We start from the raw sequence: 17,192 nt of genomic DNA, 5'->3' as shown, positions 1-17,192 counted from the left end.
AATTCCCACCGAAATCTGGGAGAATCGGGCATTATGAAACGCGCACTCCGCCGCGCTGCACTAATCGCTCTTGGCGTAGCCGCGGATCTCACGCCCATCGTCCGTATGACCAGCCGGCAAACCTTACCGCCCAATATGTCGGCTGGAATTTTGGGTGCGGAATTAGCTACGTGGGCTGCTGTTTCGCCCTCCTTACTTCCCCGCCCGTGGTGGGTGACCGCTGCCAATGTGGCAATCGGGCAGGGCATTGGGCATCTAGGGGCGGCGTCAACAAGCTTCGTGCTCAATAGCCTTGGCAAGCGCCCACAGGACCGCCTCGGACCACAACATCGACAAATTGTGCACCTTGCTATTGGCGCCGGGACTGCATTTAATGCCGTGCTTTCGCTGCGCAACCAGAAGAAGCAGGCGGAGTTGGTCAATAAGCAGCTCGTGCGCGGGCCCGTCACGGCGGCCATCGGCCTGGCCGCGGGCACCGCGGGCTACGGCACTCTCCTACTCATCGGGGAGGCCACGCAGCTTGCGGTCACCAAACTGTCACGCCAGCTAGGCCGCTGGGTGCCGGCGCTCATTGCTTGGCCGGTGGTGACCGCGGGACTGAGCTTTACGGCGTTTGCCCTTTCTGACCGCGTGGTCTTTCGCCGCTGGCTGCGCTCGCTATCGCACCAAGCGCAGCGAATAAATAAGCAGATTTTCCCCGGCACCTCCATGCCGTGGGAGCCGGAGCGCTCCGGCAGTCCGTGGTCGCTCGAGCCGTGGTCGGCATTGGGACAACAGGGACGCCGCTTTGTCTCCAATGGCCCCCGCGCCCGCGATATCCGCACAGTGACGGGAACCGATGCAAAGGAACCGATCCGCATCTACGCCGGATACATTCCAGGGCGCTCCTTCCAACAATCCGCGGAAAAGATCCGCGCCGAACTCGAACGCACCGGTGCCTTGCGGCGAGAGACTATTGTTATCCAGATGCCCGCCGGCTCGGGATGGATCAATAACTGGGGTGCGTGCTCCTATGAGTTTTTGACCGGTGGTGATTGCGTCACCGTCACCATGCAGTACTCCTACCTGCCTTCGGTTTTTTCCTACCTCGTGGATAAGAATGCGCCAAAGCAGGCGGCCCGCGAATTGATTCGGGTGATACACGAAGAGATAGATAGGCTGCCGGAAGAAAACCGCCCACGGCTATATTTCGCAGGTGAATCGCTTGGCGCCTACGCCATTATGGATAACTACCATAATGTGGAGGACCTACTTTCCGCCTGCAATGGCGCGGTCTTTTCTGGGCCTCCGCGCATGACGCACTTTACCCAGCGCCTGCGCCGGGATATTGGTTCACTAGAACGCCTGCCCGTTATCGATGGCGGCAAGCATGTGCGCTACGCCGCGGCCCCTGACCATACGCTGCACGATGCCTTTGGCAATGACTACGCCCATACCTGGCGCCGGCCCCGCATGCTCATTGCTCAGCATGCTTCCGACGCCATCGTGTGGTGGGATCTCAACCTCCTCGTGCGCAGGCCCACCTGGATTCATGAACCGCAGCCGGAAGCGCTGCACGCGGATACCTTCCGGCAGCTGCATTGGGTTCCGTTTATTACCTGGTGGCAAATTGGCTTGGACCAGATCAATTCCCTCAACGTCCCCGGCGGGCACGGACACAACTATTTTGAGGAAATGCTCTGGTACTGGGATGAGGTCTTAGGGTCCCAATCCCGCCAATCGCTCACGCCGAAGTTGGCCAAGAAGATTGCCCGCTTTATCCGGCGCGACGCTTAGTCGCATTTCACCCCAGTACTGTGATGCGGGCAGTACCCATTGGGCACCTTATATAGGTACTGCTGATGCTCATCCTCAGCCAGGTAGTACTCCCCAGAATCAGTATCGGAGAGGAGTTTGACCTCCGTAGTGGTATCCCCGAATCCGAATTCCTTGAGTTTTTCTGCATAGGAATCCACGATGCCCTGGATTTCTGCCCGCTCTTCCTCCGTGCGTGGGTAGAAAGCAGAGCGGTATTGCGTTCCTACATCGTTGCCCTGGCGGAAACCCTGCGTGGGATCGTGCGCTTCTAGGGCTTGTACGACAAGATCGCGCAGGCTGATGCGCTGCGGGTCATAGACCACCTCCACCGCCTCGGCGTGGTTGGTTAACCCACGGCATACCTCGTAGTACGTGGGATTCGGGGTGGTACCGCCTGCATAGCCCACCGAGGTGGATTCCACGCCTTCGGTCTCCCAAAACATCTTCTCCGCACCCCAGAAACATCCCAACGCAATGAGAATGGAGCGCTGCCCGTCCTTCCACGGTCCGGTAATCGGTGTCCCTAAAACGGCGTGCGGGGCGGGGTCTAGGATTGGCTCGGATCGACCCGGCAGAGCCTCGTCTGCAGCAACGAGCTTGGGCTCCGGCTTAAACATCCACATGAGGTATAGCTCCTTCCTTATTCCTTCTTCCCAACGTTGTACTGCGAAAAGCTATTCCGCGGCCAGTTAATATTCGCGCTAGTTCCACAATTCGAATTAATCATGGCGAAATCTTTCCACCGTGCCTATCATCGGGACACGTACCCGAAGAAAGGATTTAACAAATGGCTGTTTACGAACTTCCTGACCTCCCATACGCATTCGACGCACTGGAGCCACACATCTCCGCAGAGATCATGGAGCTCCACCACGATAAGCACCACGCAACCTACGTTGCTGGCGCTAACGCTGCACTCGAGGCACTCGAGGAAGAGCGCAACGGCGAGGCTAACCCGGATCGCATCCGCGCCCTCTCCAAGAACTTGGCATTTAACCTGGGTGGCCACACCAACCACTCCATCTTCTGGAAGAACCTGTCCCCGAACGGTGGCGGCGAGCCTACCGGCGAGCTGGCAGAGGCCATCAACCGCGACTTCGGCTCCTTTGAGAAGTTCAAGGCTCACTTCTCCGCCGCTGCTACCTCCCTGCAGGGCTCCGGCTGGGCCGTTCTGGGCTACGACCACATTGCTGGCCGCCTGATCATCGAGCAGCTGACTGACCAGCAGGGTAATACCTCCATCAACTTCACCCCGCTGCTGATGCTGGATATGTGGGAGCACGCTTTCTACCTGCAGTACAAGAACGTTAAGGCTGACTACGTTAAGGCCGTATGGAACGTCTTCAACTGGGATGACGTTGCTGAGCGTTTCGCTGCAGCCACCAAGTAACTCTTTGTAGTTACTTCGGCCGCCCTCCGGGGCGGCTTTTTCTATGCCCGGATAAATTCCCGGAATTGCCGCACTGGGGGCGCATCGTCCCCGGCGCGCCACACCAAACCGAGCTCGCGGTACGCTGGCGGCGTGAGGGGGATCAGGCTCCCCACCTGCAGATAGGGATCATCCAGCGGCAAGAGCGCCACCCCGAGTCCTGCCGCTACCAGCCCCGCAACGGTAGTAAGCTCCATTGACTCGAAGACGAGGTGGGGGCTAAAGCCGGCGTCGTCCGCGAGGGCATCGAGAAGCATGCGCGTGCCATAGCCCGGCAGCATGCCGATGAACGGTTCTGCAGCGAATTCCGCTAGTTTCACCTCCCGCCGGTTCGCTGCCCAGTGGCCTTCCGGCACCGCAAGGCCTAGTCGCTGCACCTTTATCTGGTGCCAGCCCAGGGCTGCATCAGGCCGTGGGCCCACGAGGGCAAGGTCGGATTCGCCGTTTTCCACCCTGCTCACCAGCTCCTGCGCCGCGCCTTGATGCAGGCGAATATCCACGTGCGGGTGCTGCGCGCGATAGCTCTTGAGCAGGTCCGGAACCAGCCAGGTGCCCAGCGAGTGCATGAAATCTAGGCGCACGGTGCCGCGCTCTGGATCCATGAGCCGGGCAACATCGTCTCGCCCTATTTGGTAGGCGCGGAGCATGTCCCGCCCAGCCACAGCGAAGGCCCTCCCGCGCGAGTTCACGTGCAGTGTGCGCCCAGTGCGCTCGAAAAGGCGGGCGCCAAGACTAGCTTCTACGCGCTGTACGCGGCGGGTCAGCGCGGATTGGGAGATCCCCAGTTCATCGGCCGCAGCGCCCACGCGACCATGATCCACCACGGCGAGGAAGCCGCGGACATCCTCCACATTCATGCATACTCCGCATCGATTAGTGTAATTTTCCACATTTTACACATGCTGCATGTCCGGGCAGGCTAAATGCTATGACTCGAACGCGGCGCGCCACGGTAGCCATGCTCCTTGTGGGCTTGGCTATTTTCTCCAGCCTGTATTCCACCCAAGCCATTCTTCCCACGCTGGTACGCAACATGGGCCTTTCTTCCACCAAGGCGGCCATGACCGTATCGGCCGCCACGGGCGCGCTGGCCCTATGCGTGGTGCCCGCATCGATCCTCTCCGAGCGTTTCGGTCGCGGACGTATCCTGCTGATTTCGGCCGTTGCCGCGACCGGCGTGGGGCTCATTGTTCCCTTCGCCCAAGAGGGGTGGCAGCTCATCCTGGTACGCGGCCTGCAGGGTGCGCTGCTGTCCGGCGCCCCCGCCACGGCAATGGCATGGCTTTCTGAAGAACTCGATGACAAAGCCCTGCCGCGGGCAATGGGCCTCTACATTGCAGGCACCTCCATCGGTGGCCTTACCGGCCGTCTCATTCCCACCGGGCTGGTGGAGATTTCCACCTGGCGCTGGGCGCTCTTCGGCTCAGCGCTGGTCTCACTCGCCTTTGCCATTACGGCTTGGCTACTGCTTCCCGCCCAACGCAATTTCCGGCCTAAATCCATCCATCTCAAAACCGAAAGCCGGGCGCTCTTGGGCCATTGGGCCAACCGGGATTTGGCTTTGCTCTTTCTCACCGCATTCCTGTCCATGGGCACGTTTGTCTCCATGTATAACTTCTTAACCTTCCGGCTCATCGATGATTTTGGGCTGGCCCCTTCGCTCGCCGGCTTGGCTTTCCTCTTCTACCTTTCTGGCACCTGGTCCTCGGCTCGGGCTGGAGCGCTAGTGGCCCGAATCGGCCACGGGAAGACCCTGTGCGGCTCGGCCGCGCTTTTTACTGTGGGCATCGCGTTGTGTGCCGGGAACCTTCCGCTGACGCTTCTCGGAATGATCGCCTTTACCGTGGGCTTTTTCGCCGTACACTCCACCGCCTCCGGGTGGGTGGGCCAGATCGCCACCCACGACCGCGCGGAGGCCTCCTCGATGTACGTGTTCTGCTATTACTTTGGCTCTTCTGTGGTGGGCGCGTGTGCCGGCCTGCTTTTCGACGCCCTGTCGTGGCCCCTCTTCATTGCCTTCTTCACCGCCGTAGCCCTCGCCCTTACTGCGCTGACTTGGACCAAGATTAAAACCGACTAAAATCGGTTTTATGCCTGAGAATAAGTGGTCGGCGCGGACATGGCACCGGAAGGCCTCCCGCCCCGTATCCCTGTGGATGATGGTCTTCATCCTCGTGGGTGCAACGCATACCTTGGTTCCGAACTACCGGTGGGTGCTCATCCACCTATTCACCCTCGGACTGGTGAGCAATAGCATCATCGTGTGGTCCCAGCACCTCACGGAGAAATTCACCCAACAGCGCCTCCCCGAATCCACTCGACCTACCCAATTGACCCGCATCTATGGCCTCAATGCCGGAATCATCCTCGCGTTAATCGGCCAAATCCTCATGGAGTTCTGGTCCCAGCACTGGATTGTCACCCAGGTGGGCGCCACACTCATTGCACTGATGATGCTCTGGCATGCGGTATCGCTCTTCCAGCAATGGCGCAGTGCCAAAGATAAGCGCTTCCGCCCCGTGGTGGGCGCCTATGTACTTTCCGCCCTGTGCCTGCCGGTGGGTGCCATCTTTGGCGGCCTGCTGGCCGTCTCCCCTGGCCACCCCACGCTGCTGCTCGCCCATATCGCCGCCAATATCGGCGGATTCATCGGCTTGGCCGCAGCCGGTTCTCTCACCATCCTTTTCCCCTCCATCTGGCGCACTCAAGGCATCAATCGCCACATGCGGCCCTCCTTTGCGCTGCTCGCAGTCGGTGTAGTTGCCACCATCGTGGGCGCTTTCCTCGGCTTCCCCGAGTTGGGACTTATCGCCTACTGCTGCGGTTGGGCGCTGAGCTTGCAGCAGTGGCTCGCTAATGTGCTGACGGTGGCTAAGGACCCGCGCGATCGCATCACCTTTGCCTCGGTCTCCGTGCTCATGGCCTCGTTATGGCTGGTGCTGTCTTTGGTGTACTACACGGTGCAGCATTTCTTTATGCCCGAGCCGGCGCTGCCCACCCTCGCCTTGCTGGTGGGGTTTGCCGGTCAACTGCTCATCGGCGTGATGAGCTACCTCTTGCCCAGCACCATGGGTGGCGGCCCCGCTGCCGTCCGGGCGGGCTTGCAGCAGCTGGACAAACTCGGCCTCCTGCGCGCCACCCTCGTCAACGGTGGGCTGCTCATCTGGATCGGCACCGATATTTCCCTGCTTAAGGTGGTCGCCTCCCTCTTGTGCATCCTGCCCCTAGCGGTCTACCCCGTGCTCATCACCCGGGCGGTCAAGGCCCAGAAGCAGGTCTTGATGAAGAAGGCGGAGGGCCCGGATCCGAAGCCCGGACCAGAATGGAACCAGGTCTACGCGGGCATCGCGATCCTCGCGGTCATCTACGCCCTCTTTACAGCGCTGTAGTACCCAGCGCGCCGGCATCCATCCACTCGCGGACCGCGCGGGTGGCCTGGACATCGCCGGAGTTATAGTCCAGCAAGCGCTGCCGCGCCACGAGGTCACCGGCTAGCGCCTCGCGGCGCGCGTTCACGGATTCTTCGCCGTCGAAGTCTTCTTCTGGCCAGGTAAAACCCGCTTCCGGGGCGACTACCTTCAGGCCTAGGCCGAAGGGGCCGGCGAAGGATCGTTTGACGTGGGCGAACATATCCACCCACTCCGGTGAGGAGATAAACTCTTCTACTTCCCGCTCATCCACCTCGCGGAAGCGCTGCGCGGACATCCGCATCCAGTGGTTCTCGCCGTGGGCCGAGTAGCAATATGCAGCAAAGGTTTTGCCCTCCGCATGGGCCTTAGCACGCACATCCATCAACCAGCGCCAGAACGCCGCAAAGTTTTCCGCCTCGGCACGCCCGCCCAACGGCTCCCACGTAACGAACGGGACGTAGTTGCCGTCGTGCCAGGCTCCCCATAGGTACGCGCCCTGGTCCAGGTAGGCTTCCATATCCACGTCCACCTCCACGTCTGCGCGCGGAACGTGCACGTCGCCGCGGCGCAGCAACACTTCCCCGGCGCGCCAAGCAGCAGCAAGGCGGGAGGGCTCGCCCAGGTCGGCGTCGATAAGCGCCTGCACGGTAGTAATCCCGCGCTCGCGGTAAGGCTTAGCGCGGTCGCCGGATAGGAAAAGCGAAATATCATCCGCCGCCACCAGCTCCTGCTCGCACAAAGACCAAAAGCGGCAGCTCGCGCACTCCTTGACCCGCACCGGGGCGGTAGGAAGCGGCTGATTCCAGGCGCGTTCCAGATCAAACTTGGCTGTTTCCGTAAAAAATGCCCGGGTGCGGTCCTGGCCGATGGCCCCACCCCGGCCGGAATCGAGCCCTAGATCCCGCAGGGCACGAGCGGCAAACGCTAAACGGTAACCATCTACCGCATGATGGCGCAGCTTATACGGCGCCTCGAGCGGCTCACTCAGGCCCAAGCGGTGGGTGGGCACCGCCGGCGTCGTCTTGGTGTCATTCTTGCGGGCCACACGGTGATTGGACACGATAATTGGGGTGTACTTATCGCCCTCGCGCAGCAGCAAATCTACGCGCACCATCCACTCCTCGGTGGCGAAGACCGCGTTGGTGATGTGCGTATACCCGGAAGCTAACGCCTCAAGGGTGCGCATGGAGCGCTCCCACTCATCGCCTTCCAGATCGATGCGGCGGAACCGGCCAGAGCCCTTGCGGGGAAACATCTCCATGACCGCCTCCACTGCGGCCGCGTGGCGTTCTGCTCGGGCAATCGAGGCATGGGTACGCGGCATCTCGGGGTGCGCGCGCCGCTGTACTAAGCGGTAGCGGCACCCCACAAGGTCCGAAGCAACAACCACATCCTCCACACCGGGTGAGCTTAATAGAACGGCAAGGTAAAGTTGAATCCAGACTCGATCAAACGTGAGGGAAATTTAATGAGCATTCTGAAGAAAGTTAAAAAGGCCCGCCAAGAAGCACGCGCACAGGCAAAGGCCGCCAAGACCCGTGCCAAGGCAGAGGTAAAGGCCCAGTCTAAGGACCGTCGCCGCCAGCAAAAGCTCCTGGCCAAGCAGGAAAAGCACCTCATTAAGTCGGAGGAAAAGGGCCTCAAGAAGCGCCGCAAGCACGAGGAGAAGATGGCCATGAACGAGCTAGCCAAGCTCAAGGCCGGCCGCTTTAACTCCGATAATGTCAAGCGTTATGCCGGTGCACTGCGCACCGCAGCACCCCTACTGCTGCCGCTCCTCTACCGCGGCTACGTGGGCTTGAAGACTGAGGGCGAAAAGCGCAAGGCCGCTAAGGCGGGCGTGAGCTCGGATCAGATGGCTTCCTTCTCCGGCTACGGTGCGCCGCTCAAGGCCCGCACCGCCGGCATCCGCAACTCCCTCGATAACACGGACGTTCCGGCCGGCTTCAAGCGCGATGTGCGTGACCGCCTGCAAGAAGTAGACTCCGCCATCGATAATGCCGAGTTCATGACCGAGCAGCAGCGCCGCCGCGCTCACAAGACCATTAGCTCGGAAATTGACTCCATTACTGCGGAAATCCAGCAGCGCCTGGCCCAGTAAAAGAGATACACGCCGCCACCGCCTCCTATTCGGTGGTGGCGTTTAATTATTTTCTATAGAGATCCGGGATTTTTCGGGAAAAGTATTTTCAGCCAGAAAAAGTTGCTGATAATCTTCTAACCGCTCTACCCCTTAAACACCGTTTATGCTCTCAGTGCTTGGTGTGCAATTTCTAAAATTGGAGGAAATATGTCCCGCCGTGAAGTAACCCAATTTTACGACGACTTGGACCACACCCTAATCCCTGAAGACCAGCTAGAAGTCGTTCGCTTCAGCGTAAACGGTCAAAATTACCTTATCGATCTCTCCACGGATAACGCGCGGCACTTCCATAATCTGCTCGCCCCCTACGTGGACGCCGCCCGGATTGCCCCCGCCCTCGATGCGCAGCGGGCAGACCCCAGCCAAATCCGCGAATGGGCGCGCACCCAAGGCCTGCCAGTGGCGTACCGCGGAAAGATCCCACAAGACGTCATTGAGGCCTATAACGCCGCTAACTAAAGCACGCCTTGCTCGCGCGCTGCCGCCACGGCGGAGGTGCGCGAGCGCACACCCAACTTGTCATAAATGTGCACAAGGTGGGATTTCACCGTGGCCTCAGACAGCATGAGGTCCTGGCCAATCTGGCGGTTCGACGCGCCCGCCGCAACCAGCTGCAGGACCTCCAGCTCGCGCGGCGTGAGCGAGGTGCGTGGCGTGCGCACGCGGGTCATCAGCCTGTCGGCCACGATGGGAGATAGCGCCGAATCGCCCTCCGCAGTCGAACGCACTGCGGCCAGCAGCTCCTGGGGTGGTGCATCCTTGAGCAAATAGCCCACGGCGCCGGCTTCGATAGCGCCGAGGATATCCGCATCAGTGTCATAGTTAGTAACCACGAGGACCTTGGGCGGGGTGGCCATCGCGGAGCGAATCTGCGCGGTTGCCTCCGCGCCGCCCATAACGCGGGTCCCTTCCACGCCCGCGCCGAAGCGCAGGTCCATCAAAATGACATCGATGCCGCCCGCCTGCGCTGCCGACACCGCAGCTTCGGCCGTAGCGACCTCCCCTACGACGTCGATATCCTCTGCGCCTTCGAGCACGGAGCGCAGACCCAGGCGGACGATTTCGTGGTCATCTGCCAATAGGACCCGAATCACGACATTCCTCCTATCGATGTCATTGTCAACCAAAAGTTTAATCTACCCGGTTGCCTAAGGGCATACTAACTGACACGGCAGTGCCCTCCCCCGGCGCGGATTCAATAATGACCTCCCCACCTAGCTCCTGTGCCCGGCGCCTAATTGCGGCCAGCCCAATATGCCCCAGCCCAGCCGGGGTACTTTCCACCGCGGCCGGATCAAAGCCCTTGCCGTTATCCACCACGTCCAGGCGCACCTCATCGCCCTCATAGGTCACCGTGATCCGGGCGCGGCTTGCCTCTGCATGCTTGACGACGTTCCCCACAGCGCCCTGCGCAATCCGCAGCAGCGCCGCCTCTACCTTCATGGGCAGCTGCTGTACCTCTCCTTCGGATTCCACCTCGACGTGGATATCTCCGGTAGCGCCGAAGTTTTCCGCCATACGGGTCAACGCGGCCTCAAGTGATGCCTCATTGAGCGTCGGCGGCTGCAAAGCGGCAATCATTGCCCGCGCTTCGTGCAAATTATCCGCGGCCGTCCTGCGGGCCAGCTCGATGCGCTCTCGCGCTTTGCCCGCGTCCTGCTTATCCAGATCACGGTCCGCCGAATGCAGGAGCATTTGAATGGAAGACAGTCCCTGGGCAAGGGTGTCATGAATCTCGTGCGCAATGCGCTGACGTTCGGCCACCATGCCGGCATCGCGCTCCGTGGCTGCTAGCTGCGAACGGGTTTCAATCAACTCTTTATTCATCCGCGACAGCGTCCGGAAGGCGTAGGTGATCGCTATCGTCACCAGCGCCGAGACCGCCGGCCCCATGACACCGCCAAAGGTCAGACCCTGCGGAATCTGCACCACCACGGTGATAATCGAGGCGACGATGACGCACGCGATACCCGCCGCCATGTCCAGCACCGTGAGGTACAAAAAGAACATGGCGAAAACCAAATAGATTGCCGCTGGGGCCACGAACAGGTCCGCGACCCACAGCACCGAGAGGATGCACAGCCACAGGTAGCGCACAGGCCGGGCCCAATATTCCCCGTATACCGAGCCTGCGAAGTACACGGCCGCAAAGCCCACCAAGAGCAGCAGGTTGATGATCGCCTGCGAAAGCGGCATTCGCGCGGAGGTAAAAATGCCTACCACCAGCAGGCCAGCAGTCAGGATATGGATGCCGGTGCGCAACGCATCGGTATCCCGGTCTATTGTGGGGCTCATGCGCAAAAGCCTACTTCCCCTACTCGCCCTAGCCACCTTTGGGATCGCCGGCTGCAATTCATCCGCACCCGCCCCTGCACCAACAACTACGGTCACTCCGGAGGCTTCGGAGGCACCGGAAGTTAATGTCGCCCAAACCGCGGAAGTCAATGACTGGAGCGATTGCCCCTACATCGGCCCCGGCTGGCTCGAAGAAACCAACGGCCAGCGCCTGACCAAGCAGGGCATCGACACGCGCTTTCCCACCCCGGCCTGCGTCTTTTGGTCCTACCAGGACGAGCCACAGGCCACCGTCATCGTGCGCGATATGCCCACGGTCGATGACGCCCGCGCCGCAGTGGATTGGGCCGCGCCTATCGACGCCACCGAACCCGCCTCCTTCGACGGCTGGGAAGGCGGCCGGGGCGTGGTCAATGAGCATGCCGTGTACGCGGTGCAAAAGGACACGCACGCGGTGCTGGTGTGGAGCAACCAGCAACAAACCGTGAAGTCGGAGCAGATCGCCCACGAAGCGATCGCCAACTTGGGACTTTAAACCGCGACGTCGTTATACGGCATCATCGGCGACAGCCACGGGAATACAACCTCCATTAGGAGGAAGAAGACTCCCACCGCAATAGCAATGGCCAAGATGACCTTCACCGGTGTGGGCCCCGGCAAGAGATTCCACAAAGCGCGATACATTATTTCTCCTCTTTTTCTACTTCCATAGCGTGCACAATCATGCGCTCCGCGTTGGAAAACTGCGGGTGACACGTGGTCAAGGTCAAGATCTCGCGGCTCGGTTCGGCGTCCGACTCTGGCACGGGGTTGGTCACCGAGACGTCGCCAGGCGTCGTAATATGCCGGCCAGCTACGTGCGAATACTCCGGCGGAATTCCATTGAAACAGTCCGCCTGCTCGCCATCGATGGGCAATACGCGATAGGTAATTCGCTCCTTCTGCGTCTCCACCACGATGTCATCGCAGGTCTCTAGCTTGCCCAAGTCATTAAAGGGAGCTCCCTTGCCCACGCGGTGGCCCGCAACCGCAAAATTGCCCATCTCTCCCGGCATCTGGGAATCCAGGTAGCGCCCCGGGCCGCGCAGCAGATCATCTTCATTGGTGCCCTCAATGATGGCGAAGCGGTAGTCAGAACCGAACGTGGGAATATAAAGCTGCGCGAACGCCTCACCCAACTCCGGCTCCAACTTCTGCCGCGGATTGCGCCATTGCTCGTCGAGGTGGGCGCTCGCCTCCTCCTGCAGCTGGCCGGATTCTACATTTGTCCAATAGGCTTCATAGAATGCAAAGAGTAAAAGAACCACGCCAATGGTTAGCATGAGTTCCCCTAGAACTTTAGTCATGCCTTAAACCATACTGCCCATGAAAGGTTGAGCATGTACGAAGTCTTCATGTACCCAGTTTCCGGAATCATGAAATTCTGGCACTGGCTCATCAGCAGCTTCGTCGGTGAATCTACGGCCTGGCTGATTTCCATCATCCTGCTGGTTATCACCGTGCGCGGCGTCGTTGTTCCCTTGAACTGGATATCCGTACGCTCCGCCCGCATCGGCGCACTCATCCGCCCGGAGAATAACCGCATCAAAAAGCAGATGAATAACGCCACCACCACCGAGGAAATGGCGGAGCTCATGCAAGAGGAAAAGAACCTCATGAAGAGCTATAACTACAACCCCGCAGCTGGTTGTGTTCCCCCGCTCATCATGATTCCGGCCTTCATCGGCCTCTATCAAGTGCTCCTGCGCATGTCCAATATTGAGCGCGGCTCCACCACCGTGGGCATGTTGAATGCCTCCGACGTCTCGGCCTTCCGCGAAACCACCTTTTACGGCGCTCCGCTGACGGATTTCGCCCGCGAGCACGGCGACCTCATCAATCCCATCCTCATTGCCGCCATCGCCTTTACCATGGCTAATTCCGTCATTTCCCTCGTGCGCAGTTTCCGCACCACTCAATTTGATCAGAAGGTCAACCGCCGCGTCTTCATTCTCATGGGCTTTTTGCTCCTGGTGATCCCATTCTTCCTATGGCACCTGGCCCAAACCGGACCTATCCCGGTGGCCATCATTCTTTACTGGGGCTGCGCCTATCTCTTCATGCTGATCCAAACCGCTATCTTTGAGATCATTTTGCACCGCGACTACCCGCTTACTGAGGATGTCCACGCTATGCGCCGCGAAAGCATTCGCCGCTGGCGCAAGCGCGAAAAAGAACCCGCCCTCTCCAAGGAGGAGAAGAAGCGGGTCAGCCAGCTACGTATGGAGGCCCGAAAGTACCTTAAATCGAATAATCAGCAGGGGGAGCAGAAAGCATCTGAGTAGCCAGGTCGCGGGCCGTCTGCAGCGGCCCAATCTCCTTGGTGAGGCGAGCACCCGCACGGCCGCCATCCAAGAAAATCAACAGCTGGCTCGCCTGCGAGGACGATGGGTAACCATTGCGCTCGGTTAGCAAGGCCGTCAGGGTGGAATGCACCCATTTGCGGTGTTCAACGCAGGCAGCCACGATACCGTGTTCCGCCTCGGTTTCTGGGCGCGGATACTCTCCGGCCGCATTCAAGAAGTGGGAGCCGCGGAATTCCTGCTGGGGTTCTTCTTCGATCGCCTTATCAAAAAAGGCCAGGATCTTTTGATCCGGATCCGACATCTCCGCGGTACGCTGTTCCCAATCTTGGCGGAACTTCTCGTCCAAAGCTTCTACATAAGCGATAACGAGCGCGTCTTTGGAACCAAATAAAGAGTACAAAGAAGCTTTAGCCACATCCGCCTCGCGCAGGATGCGGTCAATTCCGATGACACGAATGCCTTCGGTGGTAAAAAGCTTGGTCGCCGATTCCAGCAGCCGGCTGCGCGGGCTGGGCCGATTACGGCGCGACTTCTTCTCTGCCATGGGTTCCTCTCTAAAACGACAAAGCCGGTTCATCTATACTTTATAGACAAACCGGTTTGTACGCGAATTAAATTCGGGCTACTTCTTGATGAGCCCCACGATCCACAACAGGATACAAGCACCACCCGTAGCGGCAATCAAGGAGAAGATCCATCCACCTTCCTCAATGTTCAGGAAGTGGATAATCATGCCACCGATGATGCCACCCAGCACACCAACAATAAGGTTGGTCAGCAGGCCGTGGTCGCGCTTCATAATCTTCTCTGCCAGCCAGCCGGCAATGATACCGATGATAATCGAGCTAAAAAGCCCCAGACCCAAATTCATGCAATCCTCCTAAATTAGCGGTCATACCTTAGCGTACACGAGCGCACACTACCTAAGGCGGCCCCACACAACAAGAGCGCTCCGCCCTTGTGGGCGAAGCGCTCTATGAACAGCAGCTTTTAGCTTTCCTCATCCGGACGGACAACCATCATCGGGCACGGTGCGGACTGCAACAGTGCGCGAGAGGTCGAGCCCAAGAGCATACCTTTAAAGCCGCCACGACCGTGCGAACCTACAACCAAAAGCTGCGCGCCTTCTGCAGCCTCGGTCAAAGCGCTCACTGGACGGTCACGGGTAATGAGCTTCTTTACCTCAACCTCTGGGTATTCCTCACGCGGCTCCTTCAGATTCTCAGTCAGAAGCTCGCTCTGCTCCTTTTCAATATCAGCCCACTCGGACTGGGCGGCCGACAGACCCGCCAAGGAAGCCTGCACCTGCATATCCATCCAAGTATGCACGGCGATCAAAGCAGCACCGCGGGCCTGTGCCTCACGGAACGCATAAGCCGTGGCCTTCTGCGAAACCTCAGAACCATCCACGCCAACAACGACAGGGCCGTACTTGGTGGAGTCCGTGACATGATTATCCTCGCGAACGACGACGACCGGGCAAGAGGCGTGGGACACAACCGAAGCGGAGACAGAACCCATCACCATGCCGGACAGGCCACCCATGCCGCGGGAGCCCATGACGATCATGGTGACATCGTGCGACATTTCTAGCAGCATGTCGATCGGGGAGCCCTCGGCCACAGTGTGACCAATCTTCAGCTCTGGGGCTACCTCATGAGCGATGGCGCGAGCTTCCTCGATCTTCTCGAGGGTCTCGGCCTGCAAGTCGTCGAAAAGCTCCTTAGGCGGAACCATGCCTTCTGCGTACAGGAACTGTGGCATGGTGTAGCTAGATGCGATTCGCAGTGGAATCCCGCGCTTCATAGCCGTATTTGCGGCCCAACGAACTGCATTCTTCGATGCATCCGAACCGTCAACGGCAACGACTACAATGTCTTCCTTAGCCATGATGTGTCCTTTCGGTGGTTATACCTTAATTGTAGTACGGATTAGGCTTGAGGGTTGACGGTTGCAGCCTCGGAATTCGACGGGAACATAACGGTGTACACAAACTCCAGGACGGTGCGAATTACGGCACCAATACCTTCAGAGAAAAAGGCAACAACCGGTTCAATGAGAGAATTAAAATCCATGGACAAAACATTAATACATCGCCGAAAAGGTTTCACGCCTTTGCCGATTAAAGACGGCTTGAATCCAACCCGCGTGCGCACTTCCGAGGCAGGCATAACGGCCTGGGATTTTCTTAGTGCAGTAATTTCGGCACAACGCCATCGACACCCCGACGACGACGCCTCGGCGCTCCAGGCGCGCTTCGACTCTGGCGAGGTTGTCCTACGCAATCAGACCAGGCTTCGGCCGGACTCAATATTAGGCAACGACGAGGACGTCTTTTTCTACCGCATTCCGGCACCCGAAACACCGGTACCTTACGACGTCCCCATTCTCTTCGAGGATGAACATATCCTCGTCGCCGATAAGCCGCCGTTTATGGCAACCATGCCACGCGCACGCCACATCGTACAGACAGCTACAGTCCAGCTCCGACGAATGACAGGAAACGACGAGCTCGCACCGGCGCACCGCCTAGACAGACTTACCTCCGGAATTTTGCTATTCACCAAACACCGGGATGTTCGCGGCGCCTACCAAACGCTGTTTGCGGAAAAGAAGGTACAGAAGACCTATCAGGCGATCGCCGAATACCGCCGCTTTCCGACGCCCCTCCAGTGGGCCTCCCACCTCACCAAGACCCCCGGCGAAATCCAAGGCCGCATAGGCGATGGCACCCCCAACGCATTTACTACTCTGACTGCAGTAGAACTAATAGATAACGCCCCGTATGAAAAGATCCACGGAGAACTGCCACAATTAGGCAAATACACGCTCAAACCCACCACGGGCAAGACCCATCAATTGCGTCTCCACATGTGGCAGGCTGGAATACCCATCCTGGGTGATCCTGTCTATCCAGAAATCTATCCCGAGGATGCTGAGGATATGCGGATCCCTATGCATCTCACCGCAACCCACATCGAATTTACTGACCCCCTCAGCGGGAAGTACCGGGAGTTCGAGTCCGCCCTTCCTCTCTACACGCACCGGCTAATCGATCACACATAGCCGTCATACTATATAGGCCGTGATACTGTCACGTGACCAAACCTAGAACCAAAGCGGGCTATCTGCGAGTGAACAAAGGAAAACCACCGAGCCATTTCTAGTTCGTAGATCCCCGGCAATAAGCACAGTTGGGTGCGGGAACACAACCAGTCGCCTGAAGTGTTCTCCTGGGGAGCCTAATAGCTATATACTTCAGCGACGAAGAAAGACCGCAGCATGCAGCTCGCCCCGAGCTCCGTCGCGTAACACCGGCTTCCGCAAAAAGTGGAAAAAGGGAAGAGGACGGTGGTGTTCCGTCCTCTTCCCTTTCTTGGGCTATTGAGTTGTTTTTGTTGTTTGGTGTCGGCGGTGACTTACTCTCCCACAACCTCCCGGTTGCAGTACCATCAGCGTGTGCAGGCTTAGCTTCCGGGTTCGGAATGGGACCGGGCGTTTCCCTGCAGCTATTGACCACCGACAAACATACGAAGCAAAAATACCCTCTTTTAAGGTGCCCTTGCTTGGGTGTTGTGTCAGATACTGCATAGTGGACGCGGTCACGACAGTGACTGTTTCTTCTCTTTTACTGTTTTTGTTTGTTCACCTGGTGTTGGTGTTTGTTGTGGTCAATTAGTACCAGTAGCCTTCACACCTTACAGTGCTTCCAGGTCTGGCCTATCTACCCTATCGTCTTTAGGGGACCTTAACGAAACCTCATCTTAAAACAG

At 58.9% G+C, this 17,192-nt stretch carries 20 protein-coding genes and 2 rRNA genes; 9 read left to right on the top strand and 13 right to left on the bottom strand.

Annotated elements, in window-relative coordinates:
- Positions 1 to 33 precede the first annotated feature (33 nt).
- Positions 34 to 1,776 (top strand): alpha/beta-hydrolase family protein, encoded by a 1,743-nt coding sequence (locus RAE09_RS08270; protein ID WP_316981447.1) that lies wholly within the window; start codon positions 34 to 36, stop codon positions 1,774 to 1,776.
- Here the strand turns inward: RAE09_RS08270 and msrA are convergent.
- Positions 1,773 to 2,420 carry a peptide-methionine (S)-S-oxide reductase MsrA gene (gene msrA / locus RAE09_RS08265; protein WP_316981446.1) on the bottom strand — a complete coding sequence of 216 codons (648 nt, stop codon included), beginning with the start codon at positions 2,418 to 2,420 and terminating at the stop codon, positions 1,773 to 1,775. The two genes, RAE09_RS08270 and msrA, sit on opposite strands and share 4 nt — an antisense overlap.
- A 164-nt stretch (positions 2,421 to 2,584) precedes the next feature.
- Between msrA and RAE09_RS08260 the strand changes: the two genes are divergently transcribed.
- Entirely contained in the window at positions 2,585 to 3,187 is a 603-nt protein-coding gene (locus RAE09_RS08260; protein ID WP_005325362.1) for a superoxide dismutase, read from the top strand.
- Between the two features lie 41 nt (positions 3,188 to 3,228).
- Here RAE09_RS08260 and RAE09_RS08255 read toward each other — a convergent pair whose 3' ends face one another.
- Positions 3,229 to 4,083, bottom strand: coding sequence for a LysR family transcriptional regulator (locus RAE09_RS08255; RefSeq protein ID WP_200436299.1), 855 nt, complete (start codon positions 4,081 to 4,083; stop codon positions 3,229 to 3,231).
- Positions 4,084 to 4,154: 71 nt separating this feature from the next.
- Here RAE09_RS08255 and RAE09_RS08250 point away from each other — a divergent pair, with 71 nt between their 5' ends.
- Together RAE09_RS08250 and RAE09_RS08245 are read left to right on the top strand one after the other, a co-directional pair.
- Positions 4,155 to 5,306, top strand: coding sequence for an MFS transporter (locus tag RAE09_RS08250; protein ID WP_316981445.1), 1,152 nt, complete (start codon positions 4,155 to 4,157; stop codon positions 5,304 to 5,306).
- Between the two features lie 10 nt (positions 5,307 to 5,316).
- Positions 5,317 to 6,615, top strand: coding sequence for a copper oxidase (locus tag RAE09_RS08245; RefSeq protein ID WP_316981444.1), 1,299 nt, complete (start codon positions 5,317 to 5,319; stop codon positions 6,613 to 6,615).
- Here the strand turns inward: RAE09_RS08245 and RAE09_RS08240 are convergent.
- Positions 6,602 to 8,035, bottom strand: a complete 1,434-nt coding sequence (locus RAE09_RS08240) for a TM0106 family RecB-like putative nuclease (protein WP_316981443.1) — start codon at positions 8,033 to 8,035, stop codon at positions 6,602 to 6,604. The genes RAE09_RS08245 and RAE09_RS08240 overlap by 14 nt on opposite strands.
- A 69-nt stretch (positions 8,036 to 8,104) precedes the next feature.
- On the opposite strand from RAE09_RS08240, the gene RAE09_RS08235 reads away from it, so the two are divergent.
- Positions 8,105 to 8,737, top strand: coding sequence for a DUF6474 family protein (locus tag RAE09_RS08235; protein WP_316981442.1), 633 nt, complete (start codon positions 8,105 to 8,107; stop codon positions 8,735 to 8,737).
- 189 nt (positions 8,738 to 8,926) lie between these two features.
- Complete coding sequence (locus tag RAE09_RS08230) at positions 8,927 to 9,238, top strand: histone-like nucleoid-structuring protein Lsr2 (protein WP_302258765.1); 312 nt, start codon at positions 8,927 to 8,929, stop codon at positions 9,236 to 9,238.
- Here the strand turns inward: RAE09_RS08230 and RAE09_RS08225 are convergent.
- Positions 9,235 to 9,873: a LuxR C-terminal-related transcriptional regulator gene (locus tag RAE09_RS08225; protein WP_023020112.1), complete on the bottom strand. Its 639-nt coding sequence runs from the start codon at positions 9,871 to 9,873 to the stop codon at positions 9,235 to 9,237. The genes RAE09_RS08230 and RAE09_RS08225 overlap by 4 nt on opposite strands.
- Before the next feature lie 37 nt (positions 9,874 to 9,910).
- Positions 9,911 to 11,074, bottom strand: coding sequence for a sensor histidine kinase (locus tag RAE09_RS08220; RefSeq protein WP_239191892.1), 1,164 nt, complete (start codon positions 11,072 to 11,074; stop codon positions 9,911 to 9,913).
- On the opposite strand from RAE09_RS08220, the gene RAE09_RS08215 reads away from it, so the two are divergent.
- Positions 11,073 to 11,609, top strand: a complete 537-nt coding sequence (locus tag RAE09_RS08215; protein ID WP_316981441.1) for a DUF2020 domain-containing protein — start codon at positions 11,073 to 11,075, stop codon at positions 11,607 to 11,609. The two genes, RAE09_RS08220 and RAE09_RS08215, sit on opposite strands and share 2 nt — an antisense overlap.
- Here RAE09_RS08215 and RAE09_RS08210 read toward each other — a convergent pair.
- Both RAE09_RS08210 and RAE09_RS08205 read right to left on the bottom strand, forming a co-directional pair.
- Positions 11,606 to 11,758: a hypothetical protein gene (locus tag RAE09_RS08210; protein WP_049377502.1), complete on the bottom strand. Its 153-nt coding sequence runs from the start codon at positions 11,756 to 11,758 to the stop codon at positions 11,606 to 11,608. The two genes, RAE09_RS08215 and RAE09_RS08210, sit on opposite strands and share 4 nt — an antisense overlap.
- Positions 11,758 to 12,420, bottom strand: coding sequence for a class E sortase (locus RAE09_RS08205; protein ID WP_005327018.1), 663 nt, complete (start codon positions 12,418 to 12,420; stop codon positions 11,758 to 11,760). The genes RAE09_RS08210 and RAE09_RS08205 overlap by 1 nt, the downstream gene beginning before the upstream one ends.
- A gap of 33 nt (positions 12,421 to 12,453) precedes the next feature.
- On the opposite strand from RAE09_RS08205, the gene yidC reads away from it, so the two are divergent.
- On the top strand, positions 12,454 to 13,398 hold the full coding sequence (gene yidC / locus RAE09_RS08200) for a membrane protein insertase YidC (RefSeq protein WP_005325343.1): 945 nt from the start codon (positions 12,454 to 12,456) through the stop codon (positions 13,396 to 13,398).
- Here yidC and RAE09_RS08195 read toward each other — a convergent pair.
- The 4 genes from RAE09_RS08195 to RAE09_RS08180 form a co-directional block, all read right to left on the bottom strand.
- A complete protein-coding gene (locus tag RAE09_RS08195; RefSeq protein WP_179387150.1) occupies positions 13,355 to 13,963 on the bottom strand; it encodes a TetR/AcrR family transcriptional regulator in 609 nt (202 codons plus the stop codon). The two genes, yidC and RAE09_RS08195, sit on opposite strands and share 44 nt — an antisense overlap.
- Before the next feature lie 78 nt (positions 13,964 to 14,041).
- Positions 14,042 to 14,290, bottom strand: a complete 249-nt coding sequence (locus RAE09_RS08190) for a GlsB/YeaQ/YmgE family stress response membrane protein (RefSeq protein ID WP_179387149.1) — start codon at positions 14,288 to 14,290, stop codon at positions 14,042 to 14,044.
- Positions 14,291 to 14,409: 119 nt separating this feature from the next.
- Positions 14,410 to 15,309 (bottom strand): universal stress protein, encoded by a 900-nt coding sequence (locus RAE09_RS08185; protein WP_179387148.1) that lies wholly within the window; start codon positions 15,307 to 15,309, stop codon positions 14,410 to 14,412.
- A 41-nt stretch (positions 15,310 to 15,350) separates the two neighbouring features.
- Positions 15,351 to 15,494 carry a hypothetical protein gene (locus RAE09_RS08180; RefSeq protein ID WP_005325337.1) on the bottom strand — a complete coding sequence of 48 codons (144 nt, stop codon included), beginning with the start codon at positions 15,492 to 15,494 and terminating at the stop codon, positions 15,351 to 15,353.
- Here RAE09_RS08180 and RAE09_RS08175 point away from each other — a divergent pair.
- Entirely contained in the window at positions 15,475 to 16,485 is a 1,011-nt protein-coding gene (locus RAE09_RS08175) for a pseudouridine synthase (protein ID WP_394372004.1), read from the top strand. The genes RAE09_RS08180 and RAE09_RS08175 overlap by 20 nt on opposite strands.
- A 340-nt stretch (positions 16,486 to 16,825) precedes the next feature.
- On the opposite strand, the gene rrf is transcribed toward RAE09_RS08175, so the two are convergent.
- Both rrf and RAE09_RS08165 read right to left on the bottom strand, forming a co-directional pair.
- Positions 16,826 to 16,943 (bottom strand): 5S ribosomal RNA (gene rrf, locus RAE09_RS08170).
- Between the two features lie 131 nt (positions 16,944 to 17,074).
- Positions 17,075 to 17,192, bottom strand: a 23S ribosomal RNA gene (locus tag RAE09_RS08165); the annotation flags it as partial.

The sequence above is a fragment of the Corynebacterium tuberculostearicum genome (assembly GCF_032821615.1).
In the GTDB taxonomy this organism is placed as follows: domain Bacteria; phylum Actinomycetota; class Actinomycetes; order Mycobacteriales; family Mycobacteriaceae; genus Corynebacterium; species Corynebacterium tuberculostearicum_H.
Note: the sequence above shows the minus strand (reverse complement) of the source record. Positions and strands in the feature narration are given on the sequence as shown.

Coding starts and splice junctions, on each gene's coding strand:
- RAE09_RS08270 (WP_316981447.1), top strand. CDS start 34: ATGAAACGCGCACTCCGCCGCGCTGCACTAATCGCTCTTGGCGTAGCC.
- msrA (WP_316981446.1), bottom strand. CDS start 2,420: ATGTGGATGTTTAAGCCGGAGCCCAAGCTCGTTGCTGCAGACGAGGCT.
- RAE09_RS08260 (WP_005325362.1), top strand. CDS start 2,585: ATGGCTGTTTACGAACTTCCTGACCTCCCATACGCATTCGACGCACTG.
- RAE09_RS08255 (WP_200436299.1), bottom strand. CDS start 4,083: ATGAATGTGGAGGATGTCCGCGGCTTCCTCGCCGTGGTGGATCATGGT.
- RAE09_RS08250 (WP_316981445.1), top strand. CDS start 4,155: ATGACTCGAACGCGGCGCGCCACGGTAGCCATGCTCCTTGTGGGCTTG.
- RAE09_RS08245 (WP_316981444.1), top strand. CDS start 5,317: ATGCCTGAGAATAAGTGGTCGGCGCGGACATGGCACCGGAAGGCCTCC.
- RAE09_RS08235 (WP_316981442.1), top strand. CDS start 8,105: ATGAGCATTCTGAAGAAAGTTAAAAAGGCCCGCCAAGAAGCACGCGCA.
- RAE09_RS08230 (WP_302258765.1), top strand. CDS start 8,927: ATGTCCCGCCGTGAAGTAACCCAATTTTACGACGACTTGGACCACACC.
- RAE09_RS08215 (WP_316981441.1), top strand. CDS start 11,073: ATGCGCAAAAGCCTACTTCCCCTACTCGCCCTAGCCACCTTTGGGATC.
- RAE09_RS08220 (WP_239191892.1), bottom strand. CDS start 11,074: ATGAGCCCCACAATAGACCGGGATACCGATGCGTTGCGCACCGGCATC.
- RAE09_RS08210 (WP_049377502.1), bottom strand. CDS start 11,758: ATGTATCGCGCTTTGTGGAATCTCTTGCCGGGGCCCACACCGGTGAAG.
- RAE09_RS08205 (WP_005327018.1), bottom strand. CDS start 12,420: ATGACTAAAGTTCTAGGGGAACTCATGCTAACCATTGGCGTGGTTCTT.
- yidC (WP_005325343.1), top strand. CDS start 12,454: ATGTACGAAGTCTTCATGTACCCAGTTTCCGGAATCATGAAATTCTGG.
- RAE09_RS08195 (WP_179387150.1), bottom strand. CDS start 13,963: ATGGCAGAGAAGAAGTCGCGCCGTAATCGGCCCAGCCCGCGCAGCCGG.
- RAE09_RS08190 (WP_179387149.1), bottom strand. CDS start 14,290: ATGAATTTGGGTCTGGGGCTTTTTAGCTCGATTATCATCGGTATCATT.
- RAE09_RS08185 (WP_179387148.1), bottom strand. CDS start 15,309: ATGGCTAAGGAAGACATTGTAGTCGTTGCCGTTGACGGTTCGGATGCA.
- RAE09_RS08175 (WP_394372004.1), top strand. CDS start 15,475: ATGAGAGAATTAAAATCCATGGACAAAACATTAATACATCGCCGAAAA.
- RAE09_RS08180 (WP_005325337.1), bottom strand. CDS start 15,494: ATGGATTTTAATTCTCTCATTGAACCGGTTGTTGCCTTTTTCTCTGAA.